Annotated in this window: 32 protein-coding genes; 20 read left to right on the forward strand and 12 right to left on the reverse strand. The window is 66.5% G+C overall.

Annotation, left to right across the window (positions count from 1 at the left end; translation table 11 throughout):
• Window positions 1–17: 17 nt before the first annotated feature.
• A complete protein-coding gene (gene cbiB / locus ATO3_RS18050) occupies window positions 18–938 on the reverse strand; it encodes an adenosylcobinamide-phosphate synthase CbiB (protein WP_088651286.1) in 921 nt (306 codons plus the stop codon).
• A gap of 174 nt (window positions 939–1,112) precedes the next feature.
• Between cbiB and ATO3_RS18055 the strand changes: the two genes are divergently transcribed.
• Window positions 1,113–1,475 carry a response regulator transcription factor gene (locus ATO3_RS18055; RefSeq protein WP_088651287.1) on the forward strand — a complete coding sequence of 121 codons (363 nt, stop codon included), beginning with the start codon at window positions 1,113–1,115 and terminating at the stop codon, window positions 1,473–1,475.
• Here ATO3_RS18055 and ATO3_RS18060 read toward each other — a convergent pair.
• Window positions 1,457–2,446: a glutathione S-transferase family protein gene (locus tag ATO3_RS18060; protein WP_088651288.1), complete on the reverse strand. Its 990-nt coding sequence runs from the start codon at window positions 2,444–2,446 to the stop codon at window positions 1,457–1,459. The two genes, ATO3_RS18055 and ATO3_RS18060, sit on opposite strands and share 19 nt — an antisense overlap.
• 219 nt (window positions 2,447–2,665) lie before the next feature.
• On the opposite strand from ATO3_RS18060, the gene ATO3_RS18065 reads away from it, so the two are divergent.
• Window positions 2,666–3,013, forward strand: coding sequence for a hypothetical protein (locus tag ATO3_RS18065; RefSeq protein WP_088651289.1), 348 nt, complete (start codon window positions 2,666–2,668; stop codon window positions 3,011–3,013).
• Between the two features lie 151 nt (window positions 3,014–3,164).
• Here ATO3_RS18065 and ATO3_RS18070 read toward each other — a convergent pair whose 3' ends face one another.
• Complete coding sequence (locus ATO3_RS18070) at window positions 3,165–4,346, reverse strand: MalY/PatB family protein (RefSeq protein WP_088651290.1); 1,182 nt, start codon at window positions 4,344–4,346, stop codon at window positions 3,165–3,167.
• A gap of 99 nt (window positions 4,347–4,445) precedes the next feature.
• On the opposite strand from ATO3_RS18070, the gene def (ATO3_RS18075) reads away from it, so the two are divergent.
• Genes def (ATO3_RS18075) through ATO3_RS18100 form a run of 6 tightly spaced genes read left to right on the forward strand, consistent with a single transcriptional unit; the run spans window position 4,446 to window position 7,387 of the window.
• Window positions 4,446–4,964 carry a peptide deformylase gene (def, locus tag ATO3_RS18075; protein ID WP_088651291.1) on the forward strand — a complete coding sequence of 173 codons (519 nt, stop codon included), beginning with the start codon at window positions 4,446–4,448 and terminating at the stop codon, window positions 4,962–4,964.
• Window positions 4,964–5,464: a peptide deformylase gene (def, locus tag ATO3_RS18080; RefSeq protein WP_088651292.1), complete on the forward strand. Its 501-nt coding sequence runs from the start codon at window positions 4,964–4,966 to the stop codon at window positions 5,462–5,464. Before def (ATO3_RS18075) ends, def (ATO3_RS18080) begins: the two co-directional genes overlap by 1 nt.
• The gene (gene def, locus ATO3_RS18085; protein ID WP_088651293.1) at window positions 5,461–5,973 is read left to right on the forward strand and encodes a peptide deformylase; all 513 of its coding nucleotides are present in this window, start codon (window positions 5,461–5,463) and stop codon (window positions 5,971–5,973) included. Before def (ATO3_RS18080) ends, def (ATO3_RS18085) begins: the two co-directional genes overlap by 4 nt.
• Window positions 5,973–6,884: a methionyl-tRNA formyltransferase gene (fmt, locus tag ATO3_RS18090; protein ID WP_088651294.1), complete on the forward strand. Its 912-nt coding sequence runs from the start codon at window positions 5,973–5,975 to the stop codon at window positions 6,882–6,884. The genes def (ATO3_RS18085) and fmt overlap by 1 nt, the downstream gene beginning before the upstream one ends.
• Before the next feature lie 10 nt (window positions 6,885–6,894).
• Window positions 6,895–7,137: a hypothetical protein gene (locus ATO3_RS18095; RefSeq protein ID WP_088651295.1), complete on the forward strand. Its 243-nt coding sequence runs from the start codon at window positions 6,895–6,897 to the stop codon at window positions 7,135–7,137.
• A gap of 10 nt (window positions 7,138–7,147) precedes the next feature.
• Entirely contained in the window at window positions 7,148–7,387 is a 240-nt protein-coding gene (locus ATO3_RS18100) for a GlsB/YeaQ/YmgE family stress response membrane protein (protein ID WP_088651296.1), read from the forward strand.
• A gap of 111 nt (window positions 7,388–7,498) precedes the next feature.
• On the opposite strand, the gene acpS is transcribed toward ATO3_RS18100, so the two are convergent.
• The 6 genes from acpS to folK form a co-directional block, all read right to left on the reverse strand.
• On the reverse strand, window positions 7,499–7,897 hold the full coding sequence (gene acpS, locus ATO3_RS18105; RefSeq protein WP_088651297.1) for a holo-ACP synthase: 399 nt from the start codon (window positions 7,895–7,897) through the stop codon (window positions 7,499–7,501).
• A gap of 55 nt (window positions 7,898–7,952) precedes the next feature.
• Window positions 7,953–8,702: a pyridoxine 5'-phosphate synthase gene (locus ATO3_RS18110; RefSeq protein WP_088651298.1), complete on the reverse strand. Its 750-nt coding sequence runs from the start codon at window positions 8,700–8,702 to the stop codon at window positions 7,953–7,955.
• A gap of 34 nt (window positions 8,703–8,736) precedes the next feature.
• Window positions 8,737–9,402, reverse strand: a complete 666-nt coding sequence (locus tag ATO3_RS18115; protein ID WP_233152206.1) for a DUF2062 domain-containing protein — start codon at window positions 9,400–9,402, stop codon at window positions 8,737–8,739.
• A 34-nt stretch (window positions 9,403–9,436) separates the two neighbouring features.
• On the reverse strand, window positions 9,437–11,569 hold the full coding sequence (locus ATO3_RS18120) for a RelA/SpoT family protein (protein WP_088651300.1): 2,133 nt from the start codon (window positions 11,567–11,569) through the stop codon (window positions 9,437–9,439).
• A gap of 30 nt (window positions 11,570–11,599) precedes the next feature.
• The gene (gene rpoZ, locus ATO3_RS18125) at window positions 11,600–11,953 is read right to left on the reverse strand and encodes a DNA-directed RNA polymerase subunit omega (protein ID WP_088651301.1); all 354 of its coding nucleotides are present in this window, start codon (window positions 11,951–11,953) and stop codon (window positions 11,600–11,602) included.
• 84 nt (window positions 11,954–12,037) lie between these two features.
• The gene (gene folK, locus ATO3_RS18130) at window positions 12,038–12,607 is read right to left on the reverse strand and encodes a 2-amino-4-hydroxy-6-hydroxymethyldihydropteridine diphosphokinase (protein ID WP_088651302.1); all 570 of its coding nucleotides are present in this window, start codon (window positions 12,605–12,607) and stop codon (window positions 12,038–12,040) included.
• 136 nt (window positions 12,608–12,743) lie between these two features.
• Between folK and ATO3_RS18135 the strand changes: the two genes are divergently transcribed.
• From ATO3_RS18135 to recO, 11 genes are all read left to right on the forward strand, one after another.
• Window positions 12,744–13,319 carry a LabA-like NYN domain-containing protein gene (locus tag ATO3_RS18135; protein ID WP_088651303.1) on the forward strand — a complete coding sequence of 192 codons (576 nt, stop codon included), beginning with the start codon at window positions 12,744–12,746 and terminating at the stop codon, window positions 13,317–13,319.
• A gap of 285 nt (window positions 13,320–13,604) precedes the next feature.
• Complete coding sequence (gene ispH, locus ATO3_RS18140) at window positions 13,605–14,555, forward strand: 4-hydroxy-3-methylbut-2-enyl diphosphate reductase (protein WP_088651304.1); 951 nt, start codon at window positions 13,605–13,607, stop codon at window positions 14,553–14,555.
• Between the two features lie 5 nt (window positions 14,556–14,560).
• Window positions 14,561–15,172, forward strand: a complete 612-nt coding sequence (locus tag ATO3_RS18145) for a LysE family translocator (protein WP_088651305.1) — start codon at window positions 14,561–14,563, stop codon at window positions 15,170–15,172.
• On the forward strand, window positions 15,169–15,621 hold the full coding sequence (locus ATO3_RS18150) for a DUF3429 domain-containing protein (protein WP_088651306.1): 453 nt from the start codon (window positions 15,169–15,171) through the stop codon (window positions 15,619–15,621). The genes ATO3_RS18145 and ATO3_RS18150 overlap by 4 nt, the downstream gene beginning before the upstream one ends.
• On the forward strand, window positions 15,618–16,205 hold the full coding sequence (locus ATO3_RS18155) for a class I SAM-dependent methyltransferase (protein ID WP_088651307.1): 588 nt from the start codon (window positions 15,618–15,620) through the stop codon (window positions 16,203–16,205). Before ATO3_RS18150 ends, ATO3_RS18155 begins: the two co-directional genes overlap by 4 nt.
• A complete protein-coding gene (rnhA, locus tag ATO3_RS18160) occupies window positions 16,198–16,650 on the forward strand; it encodes a ribonuclease HI (RefSeq protein ID WP_088651308.1) in 453 nt (150 codons plus the stop codon). The genes ATO3_RS18155 and rnhA overlap by 8 nt, the downstream gene beginning before the upstream one ends.
• A 227-nt stretch (window positions 16,651–16,877) precedes the next feature.
• The gene (gene lepB / locus ATO3_RS18165) at window positions 16,878–17,714 is read left to right on the forward strand and encodes a signal peptidase I (protein WP_088651309.1); all 837 of its coding nucleotides are present in this window, start codon (window positions 16,878–16,880) and stop codon (window positions 17,712–17,714) included.
• On the forward strand, window positions 17,711–18,394 hold the full coding sequence (rnc, locus tag ATO3_RS18170; protein WP_088651310.1) for a ribonuclease III: 684 nt from the start codon (window positions 17,711–17,713) through the stop codon (window positions 18,392–18,394). Before lepB ends, rnc begins: the two co-directional genes overlap by 4 nt.
• Before the next feature lie 213 nt (window positions 18,395–18,607).
• Window positions 18,608–19,516: a GTPase Era gene (gene era, locus ATO3_RS18175; RefSeq protein ID WP_088651311.1), complete on the forward strand. Its 909-nt coding sequence runs from the start codon at window positions 18,608–18,610 to the stop codon at window positions 19,514–19,516.
• Between the two features lie 328 nt (window positions 19,517–19,844).
• Window positions 19,845–20,171 (forward strand): DUF1491 family protein, encoded by a 327-nt coding sequence (locus ATO3_RS18180; protein ID WP_088651312.1) that lies wholly within the window; start codon window positions 19,845–19,847, stop codon window positions 20,169–20,171.
• 3 nt (window positions 20,172–20,174) lie between these two features.
• A complete protein-coding gene (recO, locus tag ATO3_RS18185) occupies window positions 20,175–20,900 on the forward strand; it encodes a DNA repair protein RecO (RefSeq protein ID WP_088651313.1) in 726 nt (241 codons plus the stop codon).
• A 16-nt stretch (window positions 20,901–20,916) separates the two neighbouring features.
• On the opposite strand, the gene ATO3_RS18190 is transcribed toward recO, so the two are convergent.
• Both ATO3_RS18190 and ATO3_RS18195 read right to left on the reverse strand, forming a co-directional pair.
• Window positions 20,917–21,309, reverse strand: coding sequence for an META domain-containing protein (locus ATO3_RS18190; protein ID WP_158217995.1), 393 nt, complete (start codon window positions 21,307–21,309; stop codon window positions 20,917–20,919).
• Between the two features lie 173 nt (window positions 21,310–21,482).
• The gene (locus tag ATO3_RS18195) at window positions 21,483–22,523 is read right to left on the reverse strand and encodes an SDR family oxidoreductase (RefSeq protein ID WP_088651315.1); all 1,041 of its coding nucleotides are present in this window, start codon (window positions 22,521–22,523) and stop codon (window positions 21,483–21,485) included.
• Window positions 22,524–22,676: 153 nt separating this feature from the next.
• Here ATO3_RS18195 and queF point away from each other — a divergent pair, with 153 nt between their 5' ends.
• Window positions 22,677–23,138: a preQ(1) synthase gene (gene queF / locus ATO3_RS18200; RefSeq protein ID WP_088651316.1), complete on the forward strand. Its 462-nt coding sequence runs from the start codon at window positions 22,677–22,679 to the stop codon at window positions 23,136–23,138.
• A 220-nt stretch (window positions 23,139–23,358) separates the two neighbouring features.
• Here the strand turns inward: queF and ATO3_RS18205 are convergent, their stop codons facing one another.
• Window positions 23,359–25,047 (reverse strand): acyl-CoA dehydrogenase family protein, encoded by a 1,689-nt coding sequence (locus ATO3_RS18205; protein WP_088651317.1) that lies wholly within the window; start codon window positions 25,045–25,047, stop codon window positions 23,359–23,361.
• Between the last annotated feature and the right edge of the window lie 102 nt (window positions 25,048–25,149).

Genomic DNA, 25,149 nt, shown 5'->3' on the forward strand with positions numbered 1-25,149 from the left:
GCAGAGGTTGCCCCTGCCTACACAAGCACCAGCACAAAGACCAGCAACAGCCCCACCGCCCAGGTCGCCCAGAGGCAGGAGATCGCCGCCTCCACGTCTGCCGCGCCGATCTCGCGCCGGCCGTCCGGGTTGACCCAGGCGAGATCGCGCATCTGCCCGTCGTAGCTGCGCGGGCCGGCCAGTGCCACGTCGAGCACGCGCGCCATGGTCGCCTCGGGCCAGCCGGCGTTGGGGGATTTGTGCCCGCGCGCATCGGCGACGATATCGGCCAGCGGCAGGCGGCGGCGGGCGCCGATCGCGATCATCAGCGCGGTCAGCCGCGAAGGCGCCAGGTTCAGCAGGTCGTCGAACCGGGCGGCGGCCCAGCCAAAGGCCTCGTGCCGGGGGGTGCGGTAGCCGATCATGCTGTCGGCGGTGTTCACCACCTTGTAGATCAGGATCCCGGGCAATCCGCCCAGCAGGAACCAGAAGGCCGGCGCCACCACCCCGTCCGAGAGGTTCTCGGCCGCGCTTTCGATGGCAGACCGGGCAATGCGGGGCGCATCCATGTCGGTCGTGTCGCGGCTGACGATCATCGAGACGGCCCGCCGCCCCTCGGGCAGGCCCTGCCGCAGGCCATCGGCCACCGCGCGGACGTGATCGACCAGGGACCGCTGCGCCAGAAGCACCGCGGCGCCCAGGATCTCGACCACAGGTCCGCCAAGCGCGAGGCACCAGCCCAGCAGCCCCGCACCCGCCACCAGCAGCACCAGCGCCAGCACGCCCCGGGCCCGGCGCGCGGCGTCGGACAGCGCGTGGTGGTTCAGCCGCCGGTCGAGCGCCGCAACAGCGCGGCCCATCAGCACCGCCGGATGCGGCAGCCGCGACCACAGCCAGCCGGGTTCGCCCATCAGGGCATCCAGCAGCAGGGCCAGGGAGAGGCACAGCGGTGTCGTCATGGTCTTGTCTGCCTTCGGGTGGTCGTTTCAATTGTTCAGCAAGGCACTGTTCCCGGGCAGGGCAAGCATGAAACCGCCATATTAATGCCGGGCTCACATATATTAATGGTTTGTTAACACACGAAGCCCACGATCATCGAGCCTGGAGGAACCGGATATCCGAAAGCAGTGGTTATGAAAGTCCTGATCGTCGAGAGCAAATCAGAACTCGGGAGCATGTGGCAAAGGCATCTTCAGCGTCTCGGCTCCGAGGCGGACCTGGTCCGCTCGCAGGCGGCCGCGATCGAGGCCTTGCAGGAAAGCGACTATGACATCCTGATCCTCGATCTCGTCCTCAGCGACGGAAGTTCGCTGTCGGTGGCGGATTTCGCCAATTACCGCTGCCCGAAAGCGCGGGTTATCTTTGTCACCAACACCACCTTCTTCTCGGACGGGTCGATCTTTGCCCATTCGCCGAATGCCTGCTCCTATGTGCCCTCGGGGACCAGCCCCGAGGACCTGGCCGCCATGGCCGAGCATTACGCCGCGCTGCGTTGATCCCGGCCGTGCGGCGCGGTGAAATCGGGCCGCGGGGTGATCGGGATGATCCGGTAGGGGTTAACCGACTCGTGGCTGTAATGGTAATGGCGCACGATATGGTCGAAATGCGTGGTCTCGGCCACGCCGGGCCACTGGTACAGCTCTCGCGTGTAGCCCCAGAGGTTGGGGAAATCGATGATCCGGTCGCGGTTGCACTTGAAATGCCCGTGGTAGACCTTGTCAAACCGCAGAAGAGTCGTCAGCAGGCGCCAGTCGGCCTCGGTCACGCGGTTGCCCATCAGGAAGCGGTTGGTGGACAGGCGATCCTCGATCCAGTCGAGCGAGTCGAAGAGCGCGTGCACCGCCTCGTCATAGGCGCTTTGCGAGGTGGCGAAACCGGACTTGTAGACGCCGTTGTTCACCGTGTCGTAGATCCGCGCGTTCACCGGCTCGATCGCCTCGCGCAGCTCTTCGGGCCAGTAATCGTCGGTGTTGCCCGTGAGGCCGTTGAAGGCGGAGTTGAACATGCGGATGATCTCGGCGCTTTCGTTCGACACGATGGTCTCGCGCTGCTTGTCCCATAGCACGGGCACGGTGACCTTGCCGGTATAGGACGGATCGGCCTTCTGGTAGACCTTGTAGAGATGGCTGAGCCCCATCAGCGTGTCGCCGGTGGCGCCATCGAACCCGGTGTCGAAGGTCCAGCCCTTGTCGAGCATGTCGGGATGCACGACCGAGACGCTGATATGCGGCGTCAGGCCCTTCAGTATGCGGAAGATCAGGGCGCGGTGGGCCCAGGGGCAGGCATAGCTGACATAAAGGTGGTAGCGCCCGAGCTCGGCGGGAAAGCCGCCTTCGCCCGAGGGGCCGGGCGCGCCGTCGGGGGTCACCCAGTTGCGGAAATCCGAATCCTTCCGCTTGAAGGCGCCGTCCTCGGATTTCGCGATCAGCGCGCTGTCTTTCCATTCACCGTCGACAAGCTGTCCCATGGGGTCTCCTCTCGCTCTATTCAGGGATAAACCTAGGGGTTCTGGCGCGAATGTCAGCCGTGCCGCTGCGCGCAGCCCCTCTGCAATGCCACACGGAACGCGGTTCGAAGGCTTCAGAGGTGCATGTCCGCAACAATACGTGGAACCACGTAGGGGCAGACTTGTTAACCGGTCACGTGGCAGGCTCACTGCCACAAAACCCTGTCCGGAGATTCGATCATGACCACCTATCTTCCCAAGGATGTACGGGACGGTCTGGATGCCGCGCGGCTTGCCGAGCTGCGCCGGAAGAACCGTCTGCGCGTGATGGCCGGTGGCAAGACCTGGCCTGTCCTGCGCCTGTGGCGCACCGGTTTCTCGGTCGAAAGCGCGGTCGTGCCTGCGCTGCGCGGGCTGGTCGACGTCTATGACGGGGCCGAGCATCTCTATCAGTGTCTGATCGTCGCCAGCGGCGAGGAGGGCGGAGAGATGTGCTATGAATTCAAGCGCAACACCGCAGCGACCCAGACGCCGCCTCTGGATCACTTCCGCGAGCCCAACGGGCCTGTCGCGCTGCTGCCGCGATAACGCGGGTCCGCAGGGGCAGGGGGATGACCGCCCTGCCGCATGTTGAGATTGTCCGACGCGCCGCTCGCCCCGCCTAGCGGCGCGTCTCGCTTTCGGGGCGCCTGTTTCCTGAACGCCCGCCTGTTGACCGCCCCGCCTGTTGACCGCCTGTCTACTGCAGGTCCGCGAAGGCCTTCGTCATCCGGTCCACGGCGGTTTCGACCTGGGCTCGGGGCATGGCGATATTGAACCGCATGAAGCCCTCGCCGCCCGTCCCGAAGGCCGGGCCGTCGTTCACGGCGATCTTCGCGTCCTCGGCGATGCGGCGGGCGATCTCGTCCTGCGTCATGCCGGTGGCGTTGAAATCCACCCAGCTCAGGTAGGTCGCCTGCATCGGCATGGAGCGCAGCCCGGGGATCGCGTTGATCCCGGCGTCAAAGACCTTCCGGTTGCCGTCGAGATAGTCGGTCAGCGCGTCGACCCAGTCGGCGCCGGCGGGCGAATAGGCGGCGGTGGCGAATTCCACGCCGAAGATGTTGCTCGAGACCCGCAGCGCCTCCTTGCGCCTGGCGAATTGCGCGCGCAGGGCGTCGTCCTCGATGATGACCAGCCCGGTGTGCAGCCCGGCCAGGTTGAAGGTCTTCGACGGCGCCACCAGGGTCACCAGCCGGTCGGTCACGCCCTCGATCAGGTTCATCGGGATGTGCTTTTGCCCCGGCAGGATGAGGTCGTGGTGGATCTCGTCCGAGATCAGCAGCAGGTCATGGCGCTTGGCGAAGGCGGCGATGGCCTCCAGCTCGGCCCTGCTCCAGATCCGGCCGCCGGGATTGTGCGGCGAACACAGGATCAGCACCTTCTCCGACCCGTCCATCTGCGCGTCCCAGGCGTCGAAATCCAGCGCATAGACGCCATCTTCGATCGGCATCACGCATTCGACCACCTTGCGGTCGGCGCCGAGGATTGTCTTGGCGAAGGCATGGTAGACCGGCGTGAACAGCACGATCCCGTCGCCGGGCTGCGTATAGGTGTCGAGGCAGAGCGCCACGGCGTTCACGATCCCCGTCGTGGTGAACATGTGCGCCGGATCGGCGGCCCAGCCGTGGCGCGCCTTCATCCACCAGGCGGCGGCGTCGAACAGGCCGCCGTCGCCGGTGGTGTAGCCGAAGAACCCGTGCTCGACCATCTCGCGCCCGCGGTCCAGCACGACCTGCGGCGAGCGGAAGTCCATGTCGGCGACCCACATCGCCATGCCATCCTCTGCCGCGACGCCGCTGAACTTCTCCATCGCGTCCCACTTGGCACAACCCGAGCCGCGGCGGTCGATGATCTGGTCAAAATTCGGGGCGGTGCTCATGCGGTGTCCTTTCGTGCGTCCTGCGCGGACGCTAGGGCTTTTGCGCGCATGTGCAAGGGGACGTTGCGACTGACCCTGCGATCGCTTACATCCCATTTCATGATGCGCCCTATTCTCATTCACCCCGATCCGCGGCTGAAGAAGGTCTGCGCCCCGGTCGAGGATATCTCGGACGAGCTGCGCCGCCTGGCCGACGACATGCTCGTGACGATGTACGACGCGCCCGGCATCGGGCTGGCCGCGCCTCAGGTCGGCGTGCTCGACCGGCTGATCGTGCTGGATTGCGTCAAGGAAGAGGATCAGCCGCCGCGCCCGCTGGTCATGTTCAACCCCGAGGTGATCGCCGCGTCGGACGAGACGAACACCTACGAGGAAGGCTGCCTGTCGATCCCCGAGCAATATGCCGATGTCACCCGACCCAAGGTCGTCGACGTCCGCTGGATCGACCGGGATGGCCGGGAACAGGTGGAAACCTTCGACGGGCTCTGGGCGACCTGCGTCCAGCACGAGATCGACCACCTGAACGGCAAGCTCTTCATCGATTACCTGACGCCGATGAAGCGGCAGATGATCACCCGCAAGATGCAAAAGCTCAAACGCGAGAAGGCCCGCGCCTGATGGCCGTGCGCCGGATCCTGACCTGGCCGGACCCTGGGCTTTCGGTCGTGTGCGAGCCCGTGGGCTGGAACGAGGATGTCGATGCGCTGATCGCCGACATGTTCGACACGATGTACGATGCCCCGGGCCGCGGGCTGGCCGCGCCCCAGGTGGGCGTGGCCAAGCGGCTCTTCGTGATGGATCTGACCTGGAAGGCGGGGCCGCGCTCGCCCGTCGTGATGATCAACCCGCAGATCATCGACAGCGCGCCGACGCTCCAGTCCACGCCCGAGGGCTGCCTGTCGATCCCGGGCCTTCTGGTCGATGTCGAACGCCCTGAGGCGGTGATCATGGCCTGGACCGATCGCAGCGGCCTGCTGCGCGAAGAGGAATTCACCGGGTTCGGCGCGGTCTGCGTCCAGCATGAACTGGACCACCTGGACGGCATCGTCACCTTCGATCGTATCACGCCCGAGGCCCGCAAGGCCGCCGAGGCCAGCTATGCCGGGAGCCCCCAATGAAAGTCGACGAACGCTTCCTCATCTATCCCGACAAGCGTCTGCGCACGCCCGCCGAGCCGGTCGAAAAGATCGACTACGAGATCCATGGGCATTGGGTCGACATGATCGACATCATGGAGAAGATGCCGGGCCTGGGCCTTGCGGCGCCGCAGATCGGCCTGATGCTGCGCCTGGCCGTGGTGGACGCATCCGAGGAACGCGGCCAGGCCGTGCGGCTGGCCAATCCCGAGGTCATCGACGCCTCCGAAGAGACCATGGCAGTTGACGAGGCCAGCCCGAACCTTATGGGCGTCGCGGCCAAGATCAACCGGCCGGAGCGCGTCACCGTGCGCTTCCTGAACCAGCATGGCGAGATCGAAGAGCGCGATTTCGAGGGGGTTTGGTCGATCTCGGTCCAGCACCAGATCGATCACCTGAACGGCAAGATGTATATCGACCACCTGGGCCGCACCAAGCGCGAAATGCTGATCCGCAAGGCGCAGAAGCAAGCGCATCTCTGGGGCCGCTGATGCGGGTCATCTTCATGGGCACGCCGGAGTTCTCCGTGCCGGTGCTCGACGCGCTGGCCGGGGCGGGCCACGAGATCGCGGCGGTCTATTGCCAGCCGCCGCGCCCCGCCGGCCGCGGCAAGAAACCCCGCCCGACGCCTGTCCATGCCAGGGCCGAGGCGCTGGGGCTGAAGGTCCGCCACCCCGTTTCGCTGAAGGGCGCCGAAGAGCAGGCCGCCTTTGCCGCGCTGAAGGCCGATGTCGCCGTCGTCGTGGCCTATGGCCTGATCCTGCCTCAGCCGGTGCTCGACGCGCCGCGCCACGGGTGCCTGAACATCCACGCCTCGCGGCTGCCGCGCTGGCGCGGCGCCGCGCCGATCCACCGCGCGATCCTCGAAGGCGACGCCGAAACCGGGATCTGCATCATGCAGATGGAGGCCGGGCTCGACACCGGCCCTGTCCTGCTGCGCGAGGCGACGGCCATCCGCCCCGAGGAGACCACCGCCACGCTGCACGACCGTCTCAGCGCCATGGGTGCGGCGCTGATCGTCACCGCGCTGGACCGGCTGGATACTCTGGTGCCCCAGCCGCAGCCCGACGAGGGCGTCACCTATGCCGCCAAGATCGACAAGTCCGAGGCCCGCATCGACTGGACGCAACCGGCCGAGGCCGTCGACCGGCAGATCCGTGGCCTGTCGCCCTTTCCCGGCGCCTGGACCGAGATCGATGGCGAGCGGGTGAAACTCCTGGCCTCGCGTGTGGCCACGGGGCAGGGGGCGCCCGGCACGGCGCTGGATGACGCGCTGACCATCGCCTGCGGCAGCGGCGCGGTTGAGATCCTGCGCTTGCAACGCGCGGGCAAGGGGGCGCAGGATCGCGACGCGTACCTGCGCGGCCGCCCGCTGCCCGCCGGCACGCAGCTGCAGGCATAAGGAGAGATCCATGTTCCCTACCCTCATCGGCACGGTCGTGATCGCGGGGATCGTGGGCTATGCCTCGGAAAAGACGGGCTGGACCAGGAACGGCGTGCTGCCTTCGATCATCATCTGCGTCGGCGGGGCGTTCCTGTTCTATTTCCTTCGGGTGATGTTTGGCATCGGCTTCGGCAGTCCCGGGCTGAACGCCATCGTCTCCTCGATCGGTGCGCTGATCATCGTGCCGTTCCACTGGCGCCCCCGGAAGTGAGGCCGCAGCGATGCCCATCCTCCTTCTGATCATCGTCGGCGCGGCCGCGGGCTTCATCGCCACCCGCCTCATGCGGATCGAGGCGGATATCGTCACCACGATTGCCATCGGCATCTTCGGCGCCCTGATCGGTGGCCTCGTCCTGCGCTTCCTGCTGACGATCGCCGGTGCCATGGCCGGCTTCGTCGGCGCCGTCCTCGGCGCGATCCTTTTGATCTGGCTCTGGCAGACCTACGGACCGAAGCGCTGACACACGGCTCCGGGGGCCGGAGCTGCAACGGTCATGACATCCCCGGCGCCGCTGACCCGCGACCCCGGCCAAACGCCGCCTCCGGCCACGTTCAATCCGGTGGACTGTGCGTCAGGCCGGCCGGGCCTCGATCACCACGAAGGCCTGGGCCCAGGGGTGATCGTCGGTCAGGGTGACATGGATGACCGCAGCGTGGCCCGGGGGGGTCAGCGCGTCAAGCCGGTCCTTCGCCCAGCCGGTGACCTCCATGACAGGCTGTCCGGTGTCGATGTTCGACACGGCCATGTCCTTCCAGGCGATGCCCATGCGCAGGCCGGTGCCAAGCGCCTTGGAACAGGCCTCCTTCGCGGCCCATCGTTTGGCGTAGGTGCCGGCCACGTCCTGCCGGCACTCGGACTTGCGCTGCTCGGTCTCGGTGAAGACACGGTTGCGGAAGCGGTCGCCAAAGCGGTCGAGGGTGCGCGCGATCCGGTCGATATTGGCGAGGTCGGTGCCGATGCCGAGGATCATGGTGCGGGGTGCCGAGAAAATTCGGCGAATTTTCTTGGTCCCCGAATGCGAGGTGTCACGCGCGGGCCTCGTCCATCAGGCGGCGCATCTCGCGGATCGCCGGGTCGAGCCCGAGGAAGATCGCCTCACCGATGAGGAAATGGCCGATGTTCAGCTCCATCACCTCGGGGAAGGCGGCGACGGGCTTGACCGTGTCGTAGGTCAGCCCGTGGCCGGCGTGGATCTCCAGGCCCAGGGAATGGCCATAGGCGGACATCTCGCGCAGGGCGTCAAGCTCGCGGTCGCGGTCGGCTTCGCGCCCCTCGGCATGGGCGTCGCAATAGGCGCCGGTGTGCAGCTCGATCACCTGGGCGCCGATGCGGTGGGCGGCGTCGATCTGGCGGCGGTCGGCGGCGATGAAGATCGACACCCGGCAGCCGGCCTCGCGCAGTGGCGCGATGAAATGGGCCAGGCGGTTTTCCTCGCGGGCAACCTCCAGCCCGCCCTCGGTCGTGCGCTCCTCGCGCCGTTCGGGCACGATGCAGACGGCGTGGGGGCGGTGGCGCAGGGCGATGGCCTGCATCTCCTCGGTGGCGGCCATCTCGAAGTTCAGCGGCACGGACAGCTCGGCGGCCAGCGCCTCGATATCCGCATCCGAGATGTGGCGGCGGTCTTCGCGCAGATGGGCGGTGATCCCGTCGGCGCCGGCGGCCTCGGCGATGCGGGCCGCGCGCAGCGGATCGGGATAGGCGCCGCCGCGGGCGTTGCGCACGGTGGCCACGTGGTCGATGTTCACGCCAAGGCGCAGGGGGCCGGTTGGGGACATGGGATACTCCTGCCGTCGGGATTCATCACCGCTTCTAGCGCGCATCCGATCCCGCGTCAGCCGACCTTTTCGGCGCGGCGGCGGCATTGGCCTTCAGCTCGTCGAACTTCTTGCGGATCTTCATCGCGCGGCGGTTCTGGTAGGCGCGGATCACGGGCACCGTGATGTAGTAGCAGACCGTCGCGGCGATCAGCCCGGGCAGCAGCCCGCCGACCAGGTAGGGAAAGAAGATCTCGTGATAGAACACGATCAGCCCGGTCCAGTCGGTCGTCGCATCGGTGAAGAGCGCGAAGAAATTGTGGACAAGGTCGTTCCCCGCATCCGCGAACTTGCCCCCGAAAGAGCGTTCGGTCAGGTGCCGCGCGTTGGTCCCCAGCAGGAAATGCCCGGTCTGGAGCGAGATCACCGCGATCGGGAAATAGGTCAGCGGGTTGCCCACGAAGGTGCCCATCAGCGACGCCAGAATGTTGCCGTTCATGATCCGCGCCAGCAGCATCGCGACGATGAAATGCAACCCGTAGAACGGCGTGAATGCGGTAAAGACCCCGGCCCAGATGCCGCGCGCGATGCGCTCGGGCTTGTCCGGCAGCCGCCGCACCCTATGTTTCGCATACTGAAACGCGCGCGCCCAGCCACCCGGCGGATAAACGAAATCCGCCGCCTGCCGAAGCCGTCCCCGTCTGTCTCGTCGTTTGAACACGACGCGCGTACCTCTTCCCGCTCGTTCAGATGCCTCAGCGCAAACCGGTGTCCCGGCGCGGCGGCTCGCGGAACCTTGCGACCGAGGCCACGTCGCTTTCGGCTTCGAGCATGAGCATGAGCGAATGCAGCTGTTCGATGTCGCGCAGTTCCACGTGAACATGTAGGCGGTAAAAATCGGGTTTCCGATCCACAAAGTTCAGATCCGAGATATTGGCCTTTTTTTCTCCGATCAATGTGCAGATTCGCCCCAGTACGCCCGCATCGTTGCCGATCGTGACATCAAGCGTCGCCTCGTAGACCGCCGGGTGGGTGCCTGCGTGCCAGTGCAGATCGACCCAGCGCTGGGGCTGGTCCTCGAATTCGCTGAGACGCTCGCAGTCGATGGCGTGCACCACCACGCCCTTGCCCCGATAGGTGATGCCGACGATGCGCTCGCCCGGCAGCGGCTGACAGCAGGGCGCGCGCTCAAAGCTCTGCCCGGCCTCCAGACCGATGACCGCGCGGCGCGGTTCGATCTGGTCGACCTCGTTCGCGGTCAGTTCCGGATAGACAGCCTGGACCACTTCGTGGGACGTCAGCTCGGCACTGCCGAGGCGGGCCAGCAGCGTTGCGCGATCTTCCAGCCGCAGGTGGCGGGCGGCGGTTTCCAGCACCTTGTCGGTGGCCTTGCGCCCGACATGTTCGAAGGCCGCGCGGGCCAGCTCCTGCCCGAGCCGGACAAAGCGTTCGCGGTCGGCTTCGCGCAGGGCGCGGCGGATCGCGGTGCGGGCCTTGCCGGTGGTCGCGATGTCAAGCCAGCTGGCCTGGGGCGTCTGGCCCTCGGCGGTGATGATCTCGCAGCTTTGTCCGTTCTTCAGCCGGGTCCACAGCGGCACGCGGATGCCGTCGACCTTGGCGCCGACGCAGGCCGAACCGATGCGGGTATGGATCGCGTAGGCATAGTCGATCGGGGTCGCCCCGCGCGGCAGCTTCACCACGTCGCCCTTGGGCGTGAAGCAGAAGACCTGGTCCGAATACATCTCCAGCTTGACCGCTTCGAGGAACTCGTCGTGATCCTCCTCGGCGTCGAATTGTTCGGTCAGCTGGGAAATCCACTTTGCCGGATCGACGGCAAAGGGGTTCTCCGAGCGCACGCCGTCCCGGTAGGACCAGTGCGCCGCGACGCCGGTTTCGGCCACGTCATGCATCTGGCCGGTGCGGATCTGCACCTCCACCCGCTTGCCGTCGCGGCCCGACACGGTGGTGTGGATCGACCGGTAGCCGTTGGATTTCGGCTGGCTGATGTAATCCTTGAACCGCCCCGGCACGGCGCGCCAGCGGGTGTGGATGGCGCCGAGCGCGCGATAGCAATCCTCGTCCGAGGTGGTGATCACGCGGAAGCCGTAGATGTCGGAGAGCCGCGAGAAGCCCTGCTTCTTCTCCTGCATCTTGCGCCAGATCGAATAGGGTTTCTTGGCGCGGCCGAAGACCTCGGCCTCGATCCCGACCTTCTCCAGCTCGTGGCGCATGTCGCCCGTGATGCGGTGGATCACGTCGCCGGTTTCGCGCTGCAGCGTGATGAAGCGCCGGATGATCGACTGGCGGCCTTCGGGGTTGAGCACGCGGAAGGCGAGATCCTCAAGCTCTTCGCGCATCCACTGCATGCCCATCCGGCCGGCGAGCGGCGCATAGATGTCCATCGTCTCGCGCGCCTTCTGCATCTGCTTGTCGGCGCGCATCGCCTTGATGGTGCGCATGTTGTGCAGGCGGTCGGCCAGCTTGACCAGGATCACCCGCAGGTCCTTGGACATCGCCATGAAGAGCTTGCGGAAGTTCTCGGCCTGCTTGGTTTCGCGCGACGAAAGCTGCAGGTTGGTCAGCTTGGTCACGCCGTCGACCAGCATGGCGATTTCCTCGCCGAACAGCTTGCTGATCTCGGTATACGAGGCCTTGGTGTCCTCGATCGTGTCGTGCAGCAGGGCGGTGATGATCGTCGCATCGTCCAGCCGCTGTTCCGTCAGGATCGCGGCGACGGCGACGGGGTGGGTGAAATAGGGTTCACCCGAATGCCGGAACTGGCCTTCGTGCATGGCCTTGCCGAAGCCATAGGCCTCGGCGATCAGGTCGGCGTTGGTCTTTGGATTGTAGTTGCGGACCAGTGCAATCAGATCTTCAGCCGCAATCATCTGGTCCGCATGCCTTTCAGGAGCAGGAGGTCAGCCCTGTCCCTGCGCCTCCATCAGCGCCCGGAGGAGTTTCTCCTCGGACATGTCGTCCTCGGCCGGCTTGTCGGGCTCGGCCCCCATGAGAAGCGCCATCGCGTCCTCTTCGGGCTCGTCGACCTCGATCTGGTTCTGGTTCGACTCGATCAGCCGCTCGCGCAGCTCCTCGGCGCTCTGGGTTTCCTCGGCGATCTCGCGCAGGGCGACGATGGGGTTCTTGTCATTGTCGCGGTCCACCGTGATCGGCGCGCCGGACGACACTTCGCGCGCACGATGTGCGGCGAGCAGGACGAGCTCGAACCGGTTCGGAACCTTGTCAACGCAATCTTCAACCGTCACGCGGGCCATGGGAGTACTCCAGTACTGAATATGTCGGGGCCGGAAACGAATGCCTAACGGCGAATCTATCGCTTGACAAGCGGAGATTTCACGTCAAAGCGGACGAACCGCGTCGATGTCGGCCTCGGGCAGGGCTGCGACCATGGTCCGGATTGTCAGGCCGGACACGGGGTGGCGCCAGTCCGGCGCGATATCCATCAGCGGCACCAGCACGAAGGCACGGTCCTGCATCCGGGGGTGCGGCAGCACCAGCCGGTCCGGCGCCGAAAGCTGCTGCCGGTCGACAGGCAGGCTTTCCCACGCGTGATACCCTTCCAGATCGGGCAAGATACGGTCACCGAACGCAATCAGGTCCAGGTCGAGTGTCCTCTGGCCCCATCTCGTTTTGCGGTTTCTTCCGAACTCCGTTTCGATTTCATGCAAAAGCTGCAGGAGTATGTCAGGCGACATACGGCTAGTTGCCGTAATGGCCGCATTGACGTAATCTGGCCCGGCGCCCGCCGGAAAGCACGGTGTCAGGAAGAAACGGCTTACAGCATCGACACTTACGCCCTCCTGGGCCAATCGGGCGATCGCTTTGCGAAGTGTATCATCAGCCGAATCCGTACGTAGCGGCAGGTTTGCACCGAGACAGATGATTACGCTTGACCATGGGTCGGTCATGTTTTTCACTATTTCCCAGGGTTCACGGGGTTTCTTGCCCTTATTCATCCTTAATATTTGGAAAGCCGTATCGCCGCGAATTTCGAAGACCACTAGGATGGGTTGAAGGCGGGCGCGCTACCGGAAGGACATATTGATGTTTTACAAGGACGAACGGCTTGCGCTGTTCATCGACGGATCAAACCTTTACGCAGCGGCAAAGGCGCTCGGATTTGATATCGACTACAAGCTTCTCCGTATGGAATTCATGCGGCGGGGAAAGCTGCTTAGGGCGTTCTACTATACCGCTCTGCTGGAAAACGACGAGTATTCCCCGATCAGGCCGCTGGTGGACTGGTTGCACTACAACGGGTTCACCATGGTGACGAAGCCCGCCAAGGAATACACTGACAGCATGGGGCGCCGCAAAGTCAAGGGCAACATGGACATCGAACTGGCCGTCGATGCTATGGAACTTGCGCCGCGGGTCGATCACATCGTGCTGTTCTCCGGCGACGGGGATTTCCGCCCGCTGGTCGAAAGCCTCCAGCGTCAGGGTGTGCGGGTGTCCGTCGTCTCCACGATCCGCAGCCAGCCGCCGATGATCTCCGATGACCTGCGCCGGCAGGCCGACAACTTCATCGAGCTCGAAGAGCTCAAGGAAGTGATCGGACGCCCCCCGCGCGAAAATCAGTCGGATCGCAACATTACCGTGGCCGGCGGCAACGCCTGAGCCTCGCCGCAGCCTGTCCACGACGCCTGTGGCCCCCGGGGGCGGTAACGGGCGTCTCGTATGTTCGGGGGGCGAAAGACGGATCGGGTCAGGCCCGCGCCCGAACGCGGCGCGGGCCTTGCCGTTCCAGGCCTCATGCACCGGTGCTCTCCTGCCCCGCCCGCCCCCCGCACCCGGGCGGCAGCATGGCGCGACCTGGCAAAGACCGGGTTGACGCCGGGCCGATGTGGAGGGACCAAGGGGACCGACAGGCGCCGCCGTTTCGCGGGCCGAGGAGACGATGGAATGACCAGACCACCTCTCACCATACACATGGCCGCCCCGCGCGGCTTCTGCGCCGGCGTGGACCGGGCGATCAAGATCGTCGAGATGGCGCTCGAGAAATGGGGCGCGCCGGTCTACGTGCGTCACGAGATCGTGCACAACAAGTTCGTCGTCGACGGCCTGCGCGAGAAGGGCGCCGTCTTCGTGGAAGAGCTGGAAGACTGCCCCGACGACCGGCCGGTGATCTTTTCCGCCCATGGCGTGCCGAAATCCGTCCCGGCCGAGGCCGGTCGTCGCGAGATGCTTTTCGTCGATGCCACCTGCCCGCTGGTCAGCAAGGTCCATATCGAGGCGCAGCGCCATTTCGAGAACGGGCTGCAGATGATCATGATCGGCCATGCCGGCCACCCCGAGACCGTCGGCACCATGGGCCAGCTGCCCGAGGGCGAGGTCCTGCTGGTGGAGACGGTCGCCGACGTGGCCCATGTGGACGTGCGCGACGCCGAACGGCTGGCCTTCGTCACCCAGACCACGCTGTCGGTCGATGACACCCGCGACATCGTCGCCGCGCTCAAGGCGCGGTTCCCGGCCATCGTCGGGCCGCACAAGGAAGACATCTGTTATGCCACCACCAACCGGCAGGAGGCCGTGAAGGCCATCGCCGGCAAGGTCGACGCGATGCTGGTCGTCGGCGCGCCGAATTCGTCGAATTCCAAGCGCCTGGTCGAGGTCGGCGCGCGCGAGGGCTGTTCCTATGCCCAGCTGGTGCAGCGCGCAGGCGATATCGACTGGCGCGCGCTCGAAGGGATCTCGGCCATCGGCATCACCGCCGGGGCCTCGGCGCCCGAGGCGCTGGTGAACGAGGTGGTAGATGCCTTCCGCGCGCATTACGACGTGACGGTCGAGACGGTCGAGACCGCCAAGGAAACGGTCGAGTTCAAGGTGCCGCGCGTGCTGCGCGTGCCCGCGTGACGCCGATGTCGCTGCAGTTTCTCCTGACCGCCTTCGTTGTCGTGCTCGTTCCGGGCACGGGTGTCATCTATACGCTGGCCATCGGGCTGGGGCAGGGGGCGCGCGCCTCGGCCTGGGCCGCGCTGGGGTGCACCTTCGGGATCGTGCCGCACCTGCTGGCGGCGACGCTGGGGCTGGCGGCGGTGCTGCATTCCTCGGCCGTCCTGTTCCAGGCGGTGAAATTCGCGGGCGTGGCCTATCTCCTCTACCTCGCCTGGCAGGCGTGGAAGACCGACGGCACCATGTCCGTCAGCGCCGACAAGTCGGGCGAGCCCGGCTGGCGCGTGGCCCGGCGCGGCGCGCTGATCAACATCCTGAACCCGAAACTCTCGCTGTTCTTCCTCGCGCTGCTGCCGCCGTTTCTCTCGGGCCGGACCGAGACGGCCACGGCCGAGATGGTGGGCCTGGGCGCGGTGTTCATGGGCCTGACCTTCGCGGTCTTCCTGGTCTACGGCGCCTTCGCCTCCACCGCCCGGCGCTGGCTGCTGGAAAGCGAAACGGCGCTGCGCTGGATGAGCCGCAGCTTCGCCGCGATCTTCGCGGCGCTGGCGGCGCGGCTGGCGGTGGAACGGGCATGATCGGCATTCCGAAGGCGCCGCTGGCCCTGGGGCTTGCCGGGCTGATCCCCTTTGTCTGGGGCGCGCTGACCTACCTCAGCCCCGCGCTGTCCGGCTGGGGGATCGAGGTGCTGGGCGGCCGGTTCGTCGGCCCCTACGTGCAGCTCTTCTATGGCTCGGTGATCCTCAGCTTCATGTCCGGCGTTCTGTGGGGCTTTGCGACCAAGGCGCAGGGGCGGCTGGCACAGGTGTGTTACGCGCTGTCGGTGCTGCCGGCGCTCTGGGTCTTCTTCATGACCGGCGGCGGCCCGACCAGCGCGGGGATGAACCTGATCTTCGGCTTTGCCGGGCTGCTGCTGCTCGACATCGCCTTTTCCGTCTGGGGGCTGACCCCCGGCTGGTGGCTGCGCCTGCGTGTCGGGCTGACCGCCGTGGTGATCCTGTGCCTGTCCGTGGGAGTAATCTGGTGAGCGACGACGACACGATCCGCGTCTACGACGAGAAGGCGCAGGATTACGCGCGCATGGTCGACACGCTGAAGGACCCGGCGCTGGACGAGTTCATGGCCGCCCTGCCGCCGGGCGCGCGGGTCCTGGACCTGGGCTGCGGGCCGGGCAATGCCGCGGACGTGATGGCGCGGGCGGGGTTCTCGGTTCTGGCGGTCGATGCCTCGGCCGAGATGGTGCGGCTGGCAGCTCGGGTCGAGGGGATCGAGACGCGGCAGGCCCGGTTCGACGAGATCGACGAGGTCGACGCCTATGACGGGATCTGGGCGAGCTTCTCGTTGCTGCATGCGCCCCGGGCAGCGTTCCCCGGACATCTGGCCGCTCTGAAGCGGGCCCTGCGGCCCGGCGGGCTGCTGTTTCTGGGGCTGAAACTGGGAGACGGAGAGAAAGTGGACAAGATCGGGCGGTTCTATTCCTATTACCGGGAGGATGAGCTGAAGGCGCTGCTGCGCGACGCGGGCTTCACCCTGTCCAGCGCGCGAACCATGACGGTCACCGGCATGACCGGTGCGCCCGAGGATGCCATCGCGGTGCTCGCCCATGGCTGAGATCTTTGCCTATACCGACGGGGCCTGTTCCGGGAACCCCGGCCCCGGTGGCTGGGGCGTCCTGTTGCAGGCGAAGGACGGCGAGACGGTCAAGAAGACGCGCGAGCTTTCGGGCGGCGAGGCGGCGACGACCAACAACCGGATGGAGCTGATGGCCGCGATCACCGCGCTTGAGACGCTGGGCAAGCCGTCGAAGATCACCGTGGTGACCGACAGCGCCTATGTGAAGAACGGCGTGACGGGCTGGATCCACGGCTGGAAGCGGAACGGCTGGAAGACCTCGGCCAAGAAGCCGGTAAAGAATGTCGAGCTCTGGCAGCGGCTGGACGAGGCGCAGGCCCGCCACGACGTGACCTGGAAATGGGTCAAGGGCCACGCCGGCCATCCCGAAAACGAACGCGCGGACGAGCTGGCGCGCGCGGGCATGAAGCCCTTCAAGGGCTGAGATCCCGTTGCTCCGGCCGAGCCGCGCGACCGGGACCCTCGCGTCCGCCGCGCCCCGCGCCGGGCGCAAGGATCGCCTCCGCACAAAGGCGTGACTGGGCGCCGGAAAACACATCCCCCGGGGAAAACACCGCAGGCGCGCAAAGCGGCGCCCCCGATCCCCCGGGTTGACTTGCCCCAAGCCCGGTCGCATGAAGCCCCCGACACACACGCCAGGCGGAGCAGCACATGGCCGAAAAGACCAAATCCGGAAACGCCATAGTCGAGACGATCAAGACCATCGTCTACGCGCTTCTGATCGCCGGCGTCTTCCGCACGCTGTTCTTCCAGCCGTTCTGGATCCCCTCCGGATCCATGAAGGAAACCCTGCTGATCGGGGATTTCCTCTTCGTCAACAAGATGGCCTACGGCTATTCCTACGCGTCGTGCCCCTCGGTCATCATCCCGCGCTTCGGCGTGGACATCGACGCCGAGGACATCTGCGGCTTTGCCAAGGGCGGCAACACCCGCCTTTTCGGCGGCGAGCCCGAGCGCGGCGACGTCGTGGTCTTCCGCCACCCGGTGACGGGGCGCGATTTCATCAAGCGGCTGATCGGCCTGCCGGGCGACCGGATCCAGGTGACAAACGGCGTTCTCATCATCAACGACGTGCCGGTCGAACTTCAGGATGACGGCGTGTTCGAAGAGATCATGGACCCCCAGGGACCCCAGGGCCTGCGCCCGCGCTGCGAAAACGGCCCGGTCGGCGACGGCGGGGTCTGCCTCAAGGAGCGCCAGATCGAAACCCTGCCCAACGGGGTCTCTCACGAGATCCTCAACATCGGCAACACCTCGCTCGACAACACCGGCGTCTATACCGTCCCCGAAGGGCATTTCTTCTTCATGGGGGACAACCGCGACAACTCCACCGACAGCCGCGTGCCGCAGACGGCCGGGGGCGTCGGCTTTGTGCCCTACGAGAACCTGATCGGGCGCGCGGATCGCATCATGTTCTCCTCCGCCGGGCGGTCCATGCTGTATTTCTGGACCTGGCGCGGGGATCGTTTCTTCAAGAGGATCGATTGAGACTGTCGGCCGAGCTGAAATCCTTCGAGACGCGGATCGGGCATCGCTTCGCGAACCCCGAACTGCTGGTCCAGGCGCTGACCCATGGCTCCATCGCCACGGCGACGCGGCCGGACAACCAGCGGCTTGAATTCCTGGGCGACCGGGTGCTGGGGCTGGCGATGGCCACCGCGCTGCTCGATGCCGATGCCGGCGCGCGCGAGGGCCAGCTGGCGCCGCGCTTCAACGCGCTGGTGCGCAAGGAGGCCTGCGCCGATGTCGCGCGCGAGATCGGGCTGGGCGAGGTGCTGAAGCTGGGCCGGTCCGAGATGCTCTCGGGCGGGCGCCGCAAGGAGGCGCTGCTGGCCGACGGGCTGGAGGCGCTGATCGCCGCGGTCTACGTGGACGCGGGCTTTGACGCGGCGCAGGACCTGGTGATGCGGCTTTGGGGCGACCGGGTGAACCGGGTCGATGCCGATGCCCGCGACGCCAAGACCGCGCTGCAGGAATGGGCCCAGGCGCGTGGCCAGACGCCGCCAAGCTACGTGGAACGGGCGCGCTCGGGCCCTGACCATGCGCCGCGCTTCACCATTGCCGTGCGGCTGGCCGACGGAACCGAGGCGCAGGCCGAGGCCGGGTCGAAACGCCAGGCGGAACAGGCCGCCGCCAAGGCGCTGCTGGATCGGCTGCTGCAGGGCTGACGCCCTTTCGTCGCCCCTGCGGGAGTCGGGCCTTCGGCCCGGTGCGGCAAGGCGCTCCCTTCGGTCGCGGGGTGGGGGGCGCTCCCTTCGGTCGCGCGGAAGGGGCGGGCTCCCTTCGGTCGCCCGGTCCCGGTGGCTGCCGCTGCGCTGACACTGGATAATCCCGCCACTTTCGCCTAGATCTGCAGTTCCTGAACCCGAAGGTCCGTTTCCATGTCCACTCGTGCCGGCTTTGTCGCCCTGATCGGAGAGCCCAACGCGGGCAAGTCCACGCTTCTCAACCGCATGGTGGGGGCGAAGGTGTCGATCGTGACCCACAAGGTCCAGACCACACGCGCCCGCATCCGCGGCGTCGCGATGGAGGGCGACAGCCAGCTGGTCTTCGTCGACACGCCGGGCCTCTTCCGCCCGCGCCGCCGGCTGGATCGCGCCATGGTCGCGGCGGCCTGGGGCGGGGCGGCGGATGCCGATATCATCGTCCTGCTGGTCGAGGCGCATCGCGGCGTGACCGAAGGGGTGGAACGGATCCTCGAAAACCTCTCGGAGGTGATCGGCGACCGCCCCGTGGCGCTGGCGATCAACAAGATCGACCGGGTGAAGGCCGACGCGCTGCTGGGGCTGACAAAGGACCTGAACGAACGCTTCTCCTTCGTCGAGACCTTCATGATCTCGGCCGAGAAGGGGCATGGCGTGAAGGACCTGCGCCAGTGGCTCGCCGCCAAGCTGCCCGAAAGCCCCTGGCTCTACCCCGAAGACCAGATCGCGGACCTGCCCATGCGCATGATCGCCGCCGAAATCACCCGCGAGAAGCTGACCCTGCGCCTGCACCAGGAACTGCCCTACCAGCTGACGGTCGAGACCGAGAGCTGGGAAGAGCGCAAGGACGGCTCGGCCCGGATCGACCAGGTGATCTATGTCGCGCGGGACGGACATAAGGGCATCGTGCTGGGCAAGAAGGGCGAGACGATCAAGACGGTGTCGACCCAGGCCCGCGAAGATCTGGAGGAGTTCCTGGGCCGCAAGGTGCACCTGTTCCTGCAGGTGAAGGTGCGCGAGAAATGGATGGACGAGGCGGAGCGCTATTCCGAGATGGGGCTCGATTTCAAGGACGGCGGGGAGTGAGGCAGGGGCTTTTCATGACCTCCGGTTCTGAAGTGCCGTGTGAGCCCTGCCCCCCGAAGCTGTCCTGTCAACGAGCCGGCACGCTCGAACGATGCGCCAAGGGCAGCCGGGCCGGCGACCTGAACGACGCGCGGCCCTATGTGGCGAGGTTCGATGCAGGGTGCCTCTTGTCAAACCGGCTTCCTCGAAACCCGAGATCTCAGCGCCGCAGGGCTCAAAACACCTCTCGCCGATATCGCCCCGCAGGGGCGCCACCGACACCCCGCCCCGCAGGGGCGCCTCCCCCGGCCCGGCCCGAAGGGCCGCCTCCGCCCGAAGGGCGCCCCGCATGCGCCTGACCACCTCCTTTTGGGTCTCCGCCTACCGCCAGATCCTGTCGCTCAACGGCATCCCCGCCTTCGTCACCGCCCATGGCGACGACACCGCCGGCGCCGTCCTCATCAAGCTCAACACCCTCGACGGCACCGCCACGCTCTACCAGCGCAGCGTCGATCTCATGACCGGCAACCGCAAGTGGATCGAACTCGCCCAGGGCCCGGAACCCGACGTCGACGCCTCTGTCACGAAACAGCGCGGCTTTGATCCCGACCTCTGGGTGATCGAGGTCGAGGACCGCCGCGGCCGCCACTTCCTTGACGATCCGGCGCTGGAATAGCCCATGGACTGGCGCGACACCGGTATCCTCCTGCGCACCCGCAAACACGGCGAGACCTCGGTGATCCTCGATGTCTTCACCGAAACCCGCGGCCGCCATGCCGGTGTCCTGCGCGGCGGCACCTCGCGCAGGATCGCGCCCAGCCTGCAGCCCGGCGCCCAGCTTGACGTCGCCTGGCGCGCCCGGCTCGAAGATCACATCGGCGCCTACACGGTCGAGCCCATCCGCTCCCGCGCCGCCAACGCGCTCTCGGGGCGCCTGGCGCTCGCCGGGCTGAACGCCGTCACCGGCCTGCTTGCCTTCTGCCTGCCCGAACGCCAGCCCCATGCCGCGCTTTACACCCGCACCGAACGCCTGCTGGATCTGCTCGGCCAGGACGAGGTCTGGCCGCTGGCCTACCTGCAATGGGAACTTGCCCTGCTGGACGAGATGGGCTTCGGCCTCGACCTGACGCGCTGCGCCGTCACCGGCGCCACCGACGGGCTGATCGGCGTCTCGCCCCGCACCGGCCGCGCGGTGACGGCCGAGGGCGCCGGAGACTGGGCCGAACACCTGCTGCCCCTGCCGCCCTGCCTGCGCGGACAGGGCGAGGCGGAGGATGCCGAGATCGCCGAGGCGCTCACCGCCACCGGCTATTTCCTCGACCGGCACCTCGCGCCCGAACTGGGCGACAAGCCCCTGCCGGAGGCCCGCGCCCGCCTCATGGCGGCCTTCGCCCGCAGGCTCTGAGCGCGCTCACTCGCGCTCACTCGGCGGCGCGGAACACCATCTCGTCGCCGTCCTCGGACCGCAGCACCATCACGTCGTCCAGAACCTCGACCTCGCGCATCGTTTTCAGCGCCTGGAAGAACGTCCGCTCGGCCGCATCCTCGGGGCACATCATGCGCGTCGACATGATCGGCCCGGGCTCAAAGGACGGATAGGCCGCCTCCATCGCGCCGGTGTAGCTGTTGCAGGGCGCCTTGCCCGCGATGCGCCCGTCCTCGGACACGATCAGCGTGGCCTCCGCGGTGAAGGGCTCTCCGCCGATGGCCTCCAGCACCCAGGTCCGGTCGCCGGCATGGGTGTGCAGGCTGTCCGCCGCAAAGGCGGTGCCGGCCAGCAGGGACAGGGTCAGGGCGGTCAGGATGCGTTTCATGATGGGTCCTCCGATGATCTCCGCAACAGCGCGCAGGACATGGGGCCCGCGCCACCGGTGTTTCAAGGACGCCCCGTCCGCCCGTGGCGGCGGCGCGACGTCACGTGGCCCGTGACGCCACGTCCCGACCCAGGGGCCGCGCGCGCCCATGCTCCGTCCTGCATCCGGACCGGTCAAGGCTTTTCCAGCATCCCCTTGGCCACCAGGTCCAGCGCCGTTTCCCGGATCGATTCCGGGGCCGAGATGAACTCCATCCCCATGTCCGCCCGCGCCCGGCGGTTCGACATCGGATAGCTCTTGCCCCAGCCGGCGGCCATCGCCCGCGCCTCGGGCCGGAAGACGCCGGCCAGCTTCAGCATCAGCTTCGGCACCTTCCGCGCCGGCACCGGGCGGTCCGGGCAGGTCTCGCGCAGAAGCTCGGCGATCTCGATCCAGTTCATCTGGCTTTCGCTGCAGATGTACCGCTTGCCCTCGGTCACGGGCAGATCCATCGCCAGCACATGCATCCGGGCCGCGTCGCGCACGTCGACGATGGGCAGGTTGACGTTCGGCAGCCCCGGGTCCACCCCGTCGAGCAGCCGCGCCACGATGTTGAGCGACGATGGCACCTTGCCCTTGCTCAGCGGCGGGCCCATCACGAAGGCCGGGTTGATCGTGGTGACCTTCGCCTCCGGCGCCTCGGTCTCCACCCACTCCCACAGCGCGCGTTCCGACAGGGTCTTGGACTTCGAATAATTGTTCGCGTTCGGCCGGTTCGGATCCGACCAGTCGCTTTCGTCGAAATCCTCGCCGTTGTCATGGCCCGGCGCGCCCATGATCGCCGCGATGGACGAGGTCACGATGATCCGCCGGATGCCGCTGGCGTAAGCCGCCTTGCAGGCCCGCAGCGTGCCGCCGATGGCGGTGGTGATGAAATCCTCGCCGATCTCGCCCTTGCCGTCGGGCACCGGCGAGGCGGTGTGCATCACCACGTCCACGCCCTCCATCGCTTCCATCCAGCCGTCGTTGGCGTCCATGTCCAGCTCCACCAGCCGCAGCCGGTCGAGCGTGGCTGGATCGGCCAGCTTCTCCGCCAGCGCCGCGCGCAGCTCGGTTTCGGACGACAGGCTGCGCACCGATCCGACGACGGAATGCCCCGCCTCCAGCAGCTGAAGCACGATATGGCGTGCGATGAAGCCGGTCGCGCCGGTGACGAGAACAACGTGTTGGGTCATGAAATACCGTCCGATCCGAAAACTGCCGCCACCCTAGCAAAAGCGCCCGTGAATGCGAGCGCCTCCGGGCGGCGGGGCCGCAGGGGGCGCCGATTGTCGCCGCCTCGGCGGGGATCTATGATGCCCCGATCATCACGGGAAGGGGCGGGGCCCATGGAAAACATCTACGGCGATCTGAGGCAGCTGGGCAGCGACACCCGCCTGCCCGAAAGCCCCGAGGCCGCCGAGCTGGAGCGTGTCCCCAACCCGCAGTCCGACGTGGCCTATTGCGTCCGCTTCACCGCGCCCGAATTCACCTCGCTCTGCCCGATGACCGGCCAGCCCGATTTCGCGCATCTGGTGATCGACTACGTGCCCGGCGGCTGGCTGGTCGAAAGCAAGTCGCTGAAGCTCTACCTCGGGTCCTTCCGCAACCACGGCGCCTTTCACGAGGATTGCACGATCTCGATCGCCCGCCGTCTGGTGGATTTCCTCGATCCGCAATGGCTGCGCATCGGCGGCTACTGGTACCCGCGCGGCGGCATCCCGATCGACGTGTTCTGGCAGACGGGTCAGACGCCTTCGGATGTCTGGATCCCCGACCAGGGCGTGCCGCCCTATCGCGGACGCGGCTGACGCGACCTGCGGGGCAGGGGGGCGTTGCACGGCGCCCGCTCCATGAACTTTTCTGCGCCTGCACAGCCCGCCGGTTTCTGCAGGTGCAAATCCCCGCAAGGCCACCATTCGCCCCCCCCGATCAGGGCCGGTTCACCACCAAATCCCCGCCGATTTCGCTTTGTACAAAACGGACAAAAGCCCCCGAGGGGGCTTTTGAGATTTGTACAAAACGGTCAATTCAGCCCAGCAGGCGCCGGGCGATGACCTGGGCCTGGATCTCGGCGGCCCCTTCGAAGATGTTCAGGATCCGCGCATCGCACAGCACGCGGCTGATCTTGTATTCCATCGCAAAGCCGTTGCCGCCGTGGATCTGCAACCCGTTGTCCGCCGCCGCCCAGGCGATGCGTGCGCCCAGCAGCTTGGCCATCCCGGCCTCGACATCGCAGCGATGGCCCTGGTCCTTTTCGAAGGCCGAGTAATAGGTCAGCTGCCGCGCGATGGTCGTCTCCACAGCCATCATCGCCAACTTGTTGGCAACACGGGGAAATTCTATCAGAGACTTGCCGAATTGCTTGCGGTCCTCGGCATATTGCATCGAAATGTCCAGCGCCGATTGCGCCACCCCGATGGCACGTGCGGCGGTCTGGATCCGGGCGCTCTCGAAGGTCTCCATCAGCTGCTTGAAGCCGCGGCCTTCTTCGCCGCCCAGCAGGTTCTCGCCCTTCACGTGGAAGTTGTCGAACCCCAGCTCGTATTCCTTCATGCCGCGATAGCCCAGCACCTCGATCTCGCCGCCGGTCATGCCCTCGGTCGGGAAGGGCTCTGCATCCGTACCCGGCGTCTTCTCCGCCAGGAACATGGAAAGCCCTTTGTAATCAGTGGTTTCCGGGTCCGTCCGCGCCAGCAGTGTCATGACGTGCGTGCGCGCGGCATGGGTGATCCAGGTCTTGTTCCCGGTCACCCTGTAATCGCCGTTCTCGTCCTTCACTGCCCTTGTCCGCAGGCTCCCAAGGTCCGATCCGGTGTTCGGCTCGGTGAAAACGGCGGTCGGCAGGATCTCTCCGCTGGCCAGTTTCGGCAGCCATTTCGCCTTCTGCTCCTCGGTGCCGCCGGCCATGATCAGCTCGGCCGCGATCTCCGACCGCGTGCCAAGGCTGCCCACGCCGATATACCCGCGCGACAGCTCCTCCGACACCACGACCATCGACGCCTTGGACAGCCCGAAGCCGCCGTGCTCTTCGGGAATGGTCAGGCCAAAGACGCCCATTTCCGCAAGCTCTTCAATGACTTCCATCGGGATAAGCTCATCCTTCAGGTGCCATTCGTGGGCAAAGGGTTCCACCTTGTCGACGGCATAGCGGCGGAACTGCTCCCGGATCATCTCCAGCTCTTCGTCGAGCCCCGACGCCCCAAAGATCGTCTCGGCCCGCCGGTCGCGCATCAGCGCCACCAGCCGCAGCCGCGCCGCCTGGCTGTTGCCCTTCTGGCTCAGCTCCATCACCGGCTCGATCATCAGCCCGCGCATGTCGTCCTGGCTCAGCCCAAGGTCCTGAAGCCGCAGGATTTCTCCCTGGCTCATCGGGATCCCGCCGTAGATCTGCCAGAGGTATTCGCCAAAGGCGATCTGGTGGATCAGCTGCTCCATCTCGCCGAACCTGCCGTCGCGCTCCAGCTTCTCTGCCCAGGCCTGCATCTGCTGCAGCACCTGCACGTAGGTCGCCAGCCACGCAAATCCGTGCGCCGCGGTCTGATGCGCCTCCACCAGCTTCGCCGAAACCCGGTCCCCCTCGCTGACCATCGCCCGCACCCTCGCGCGCGCGACCCCAAGGATCTCCTCCGCCGGCGTCACCGCCGCCTTCGTAAGCGTCAGAAGGTCCGGCAGCAGCGCCTGGTCCTCGACAATCGGGTCCTGTCCGTCATGAGCCATGTTCACATCCTCTTACCGCGCGCCCGGGTGTAGGGCCTTCGCAGGTGCAGCGCAAGAAAAATTCTTTGTGACCTGCGTTTGTTGCGGAAAATTACGCAGCCG

Origin of the sequence: Marinibacterium profundimaris (assembly GCF_002210095.1) — a bacterium.
GTDB classification, from domain to species: Bacteria; Pseudomonadota; Alphaproteobacteria; order Rhodobacterales; family Rhodobacteraceae; genus Marinibacterium; species Marinibacterium profundimaris.

Excerpts from the sequence above, each read along its gene's own strand:
- acpS (WP_088651297.1), bottom strand. The coding sequence starts at position 7,897 with ATGATCCTCGGCATCGGCACCGACCTCGCCAATATCGACCGGATCGCG.
- ATO3_RS18145 (WP_088651305.1), top strand. The coding sequence starts at position 14,561 with ATGTCGCTGCAGTTTCTCCTGACCGCCTTCGTTGTCGTGCTCGTTCCG.
- ATO3_RS18180 (WP_088651312.1), top strand. The coding sequence starts at position 19,845 with ATGCGCCTGACCACCTCCTTTTGGGTCTCCGCCTACCGCCAGATCCTG.
- queF (WP_088651316.1), top strand. The coding sequence starts at position 22,677 with ATGGAAAACATCTACGGCGATCTGAGGCAGCTGGGCAGCGACACCCGC.
- ispH (WP_088651304.1), top strand. The coding sequence starts at position 13,605 with ATGACCAGACCACCTCTCACCATACACATGGCCGCCCCGCGCGGCTTC.
- def (WP_088651291.1), top strand. The coding sequence starts at position 4,446 with ATGATGCGCCCTATTCTCATTCACCCCGATCCGCGGCTGAAGAAGGTC.
- ATO3_RS18095 (WP_088651295.1), top strand. The coding sequence starts at position 6,895 with ATGTTCCCTACCCTCATCGGCACGGTCGTGATCGCGGGGATCGTGGGC.
- rnhA (WP_088651308.1), top strand. The coding sequence starts at position 16,198 with ATGGCTGAGATCTTTGCCTATACCGACGGGGCCTGTTCCGGGAACCCC.
- ATO3_RS18205 (WP_088651317.1), bottom strand. The coding sequence starts at position 25,047 with ATGGCTCATGACGGACAGGACCCGATTGTCGAGGACCAGGCGCTGCTG.
- fmt (WP_088651294.1), top strand. The coding sequence starts at position 5,973 with ATGCGGGTCATCTTCATGGGCACGCCGGAGTTCTCCGTGCCGGTGCTC.
- folK (WP_088651302.1), bottom strand. The coding sequence starts at position 12,607 with ATGACCGACCCATGGTCAAGCGTAATCATCTGTCTCGGTGCAAACCTG.
- ATO3_RS18110 (WP_088651298.1), bottom strand. The coding sequence starts at position 8,702 with ATGTCCCCAACCGGCCCCCTGCGCCTTGGCGTGAACATCGACCACGTG.
- ATO3_RS18100 (WP_088651296.1), top strand. The coding sequence starts at position 7,148 with ATGCCCATCCTCCTTCTGATCATCGTCGGCGCGGCCGCGGGCTTCATC.
- rpoZ (WP_088651301.1), bottom strand. The coding sequence starts at position 11,953 with ATGGCCCGCGTGACGGTTGAAGATTGCGTTGACAAGGTTCCGAACCGG.
- ATO3_RS18120 (WP_088651300.1), bottom strand. The coding sequence starts at position 11,569 with ATGATTGCGGCTGAAGATCTGATTGCACTGGTCCGCAACTACAATCCA.
- def (WP_088651293.1), top strand. The coding sequence starts at position 5,461 with ATGAAAGTCGACGAACGCTTCCTCATCTATCCCGACAAGCGTCTGCGC.
- ATO3_RS18055 (WP_088651287.1), top strand. The coding sequence starts at position 1,113 with ATGAAAGTCCTGATCGTCGAGAGCAAATCAGAACTCGGGAGCATGTGG.
- ATO3_RS18060 (WP_088651288.1), bottom strand. The coding sequence starts at position 2,446 with ATGGGACAGCTTGTCGACGGTGAATGGAAAGACAGCGCGCTGATCGCG.
- cbiB (WP_088651286.1), bottom strand. The coding sequence starts at position 938 with ATGACGACACCGCTGTGCCTCTCCCTGGCCCTGCTGCTGGATGCCCTG.
- ATO3_RS18195 (WP_088651315.1), bottom strand. The coding sequence starts at position 22,523 with ATGACCCAACACGTTGTTCTCGTCACCGGCGCGACCGGCTTCATCGCA.
- recO (WP_088651313.1), top strand. The coding sequence starts at position 20,175 with ATGGACTGGCGCGACACCGGTATCCTCCTGCGCACCCGCAAACACGGC.
- ATO3_RS18150 (WP_088651306.1), top strand. The coding sequence starts at position 15,169 with ATGATCGGCATTCCGAAGGCGCCGCTGGCCCTGGGGCTTGCCGGGCTG.
- ATO3_RS18135 (WP_088651303.1), top strand. The coding sequence starts at position 12,744 with ATGTTTTACAAGGACGAACGGCTTGCGCTGTTCATCGACGGATCAAAC.
- ATO3_RS18190 (WP_158217995.1), bottom strand. The coding sequence starts at position 21,309 with ATGAAACGCATCCTGACCGCCCTGACCCTGTCCCTGCTGGCCGGCACC.
- era (WP_088651311.1), top strand. The coding sequence starts at position 18,608 with ATGTCCACTCGTGCCGGCTTTGTCGCCCTGATCGGAGAGCCCAACGCG.
- ATO3_RS18065 (WP_088651289.1), top strand. The coding sequence starts at position 2,666 with ATGACCACCTATCTTCCCAAGGATGTACGGGACGGTCTGGATGCCGCG.
- ATO3_RS18070 (WP_088651290.1), bottom strand. The coding sequence starts at position 4,346 with ATGAGCACCGCCCCGAATTTTGACCAGATCATCGACCGCCGCGGCTCG.
- lepB (WP_088651309.1), top strand. The coding sequence starts at position 16,878 with ATGGCCGAAAAGACCAAATCCGGAAACGCCATAGTCGAGACGATCAAG.
- def (WP_088651292.1), top strand. The coding sequence starts at position 4,964 with ATGGCCGTGCGCCGGATCCTGACCTGGCCGGACCCTGGGCTTTCGGTC.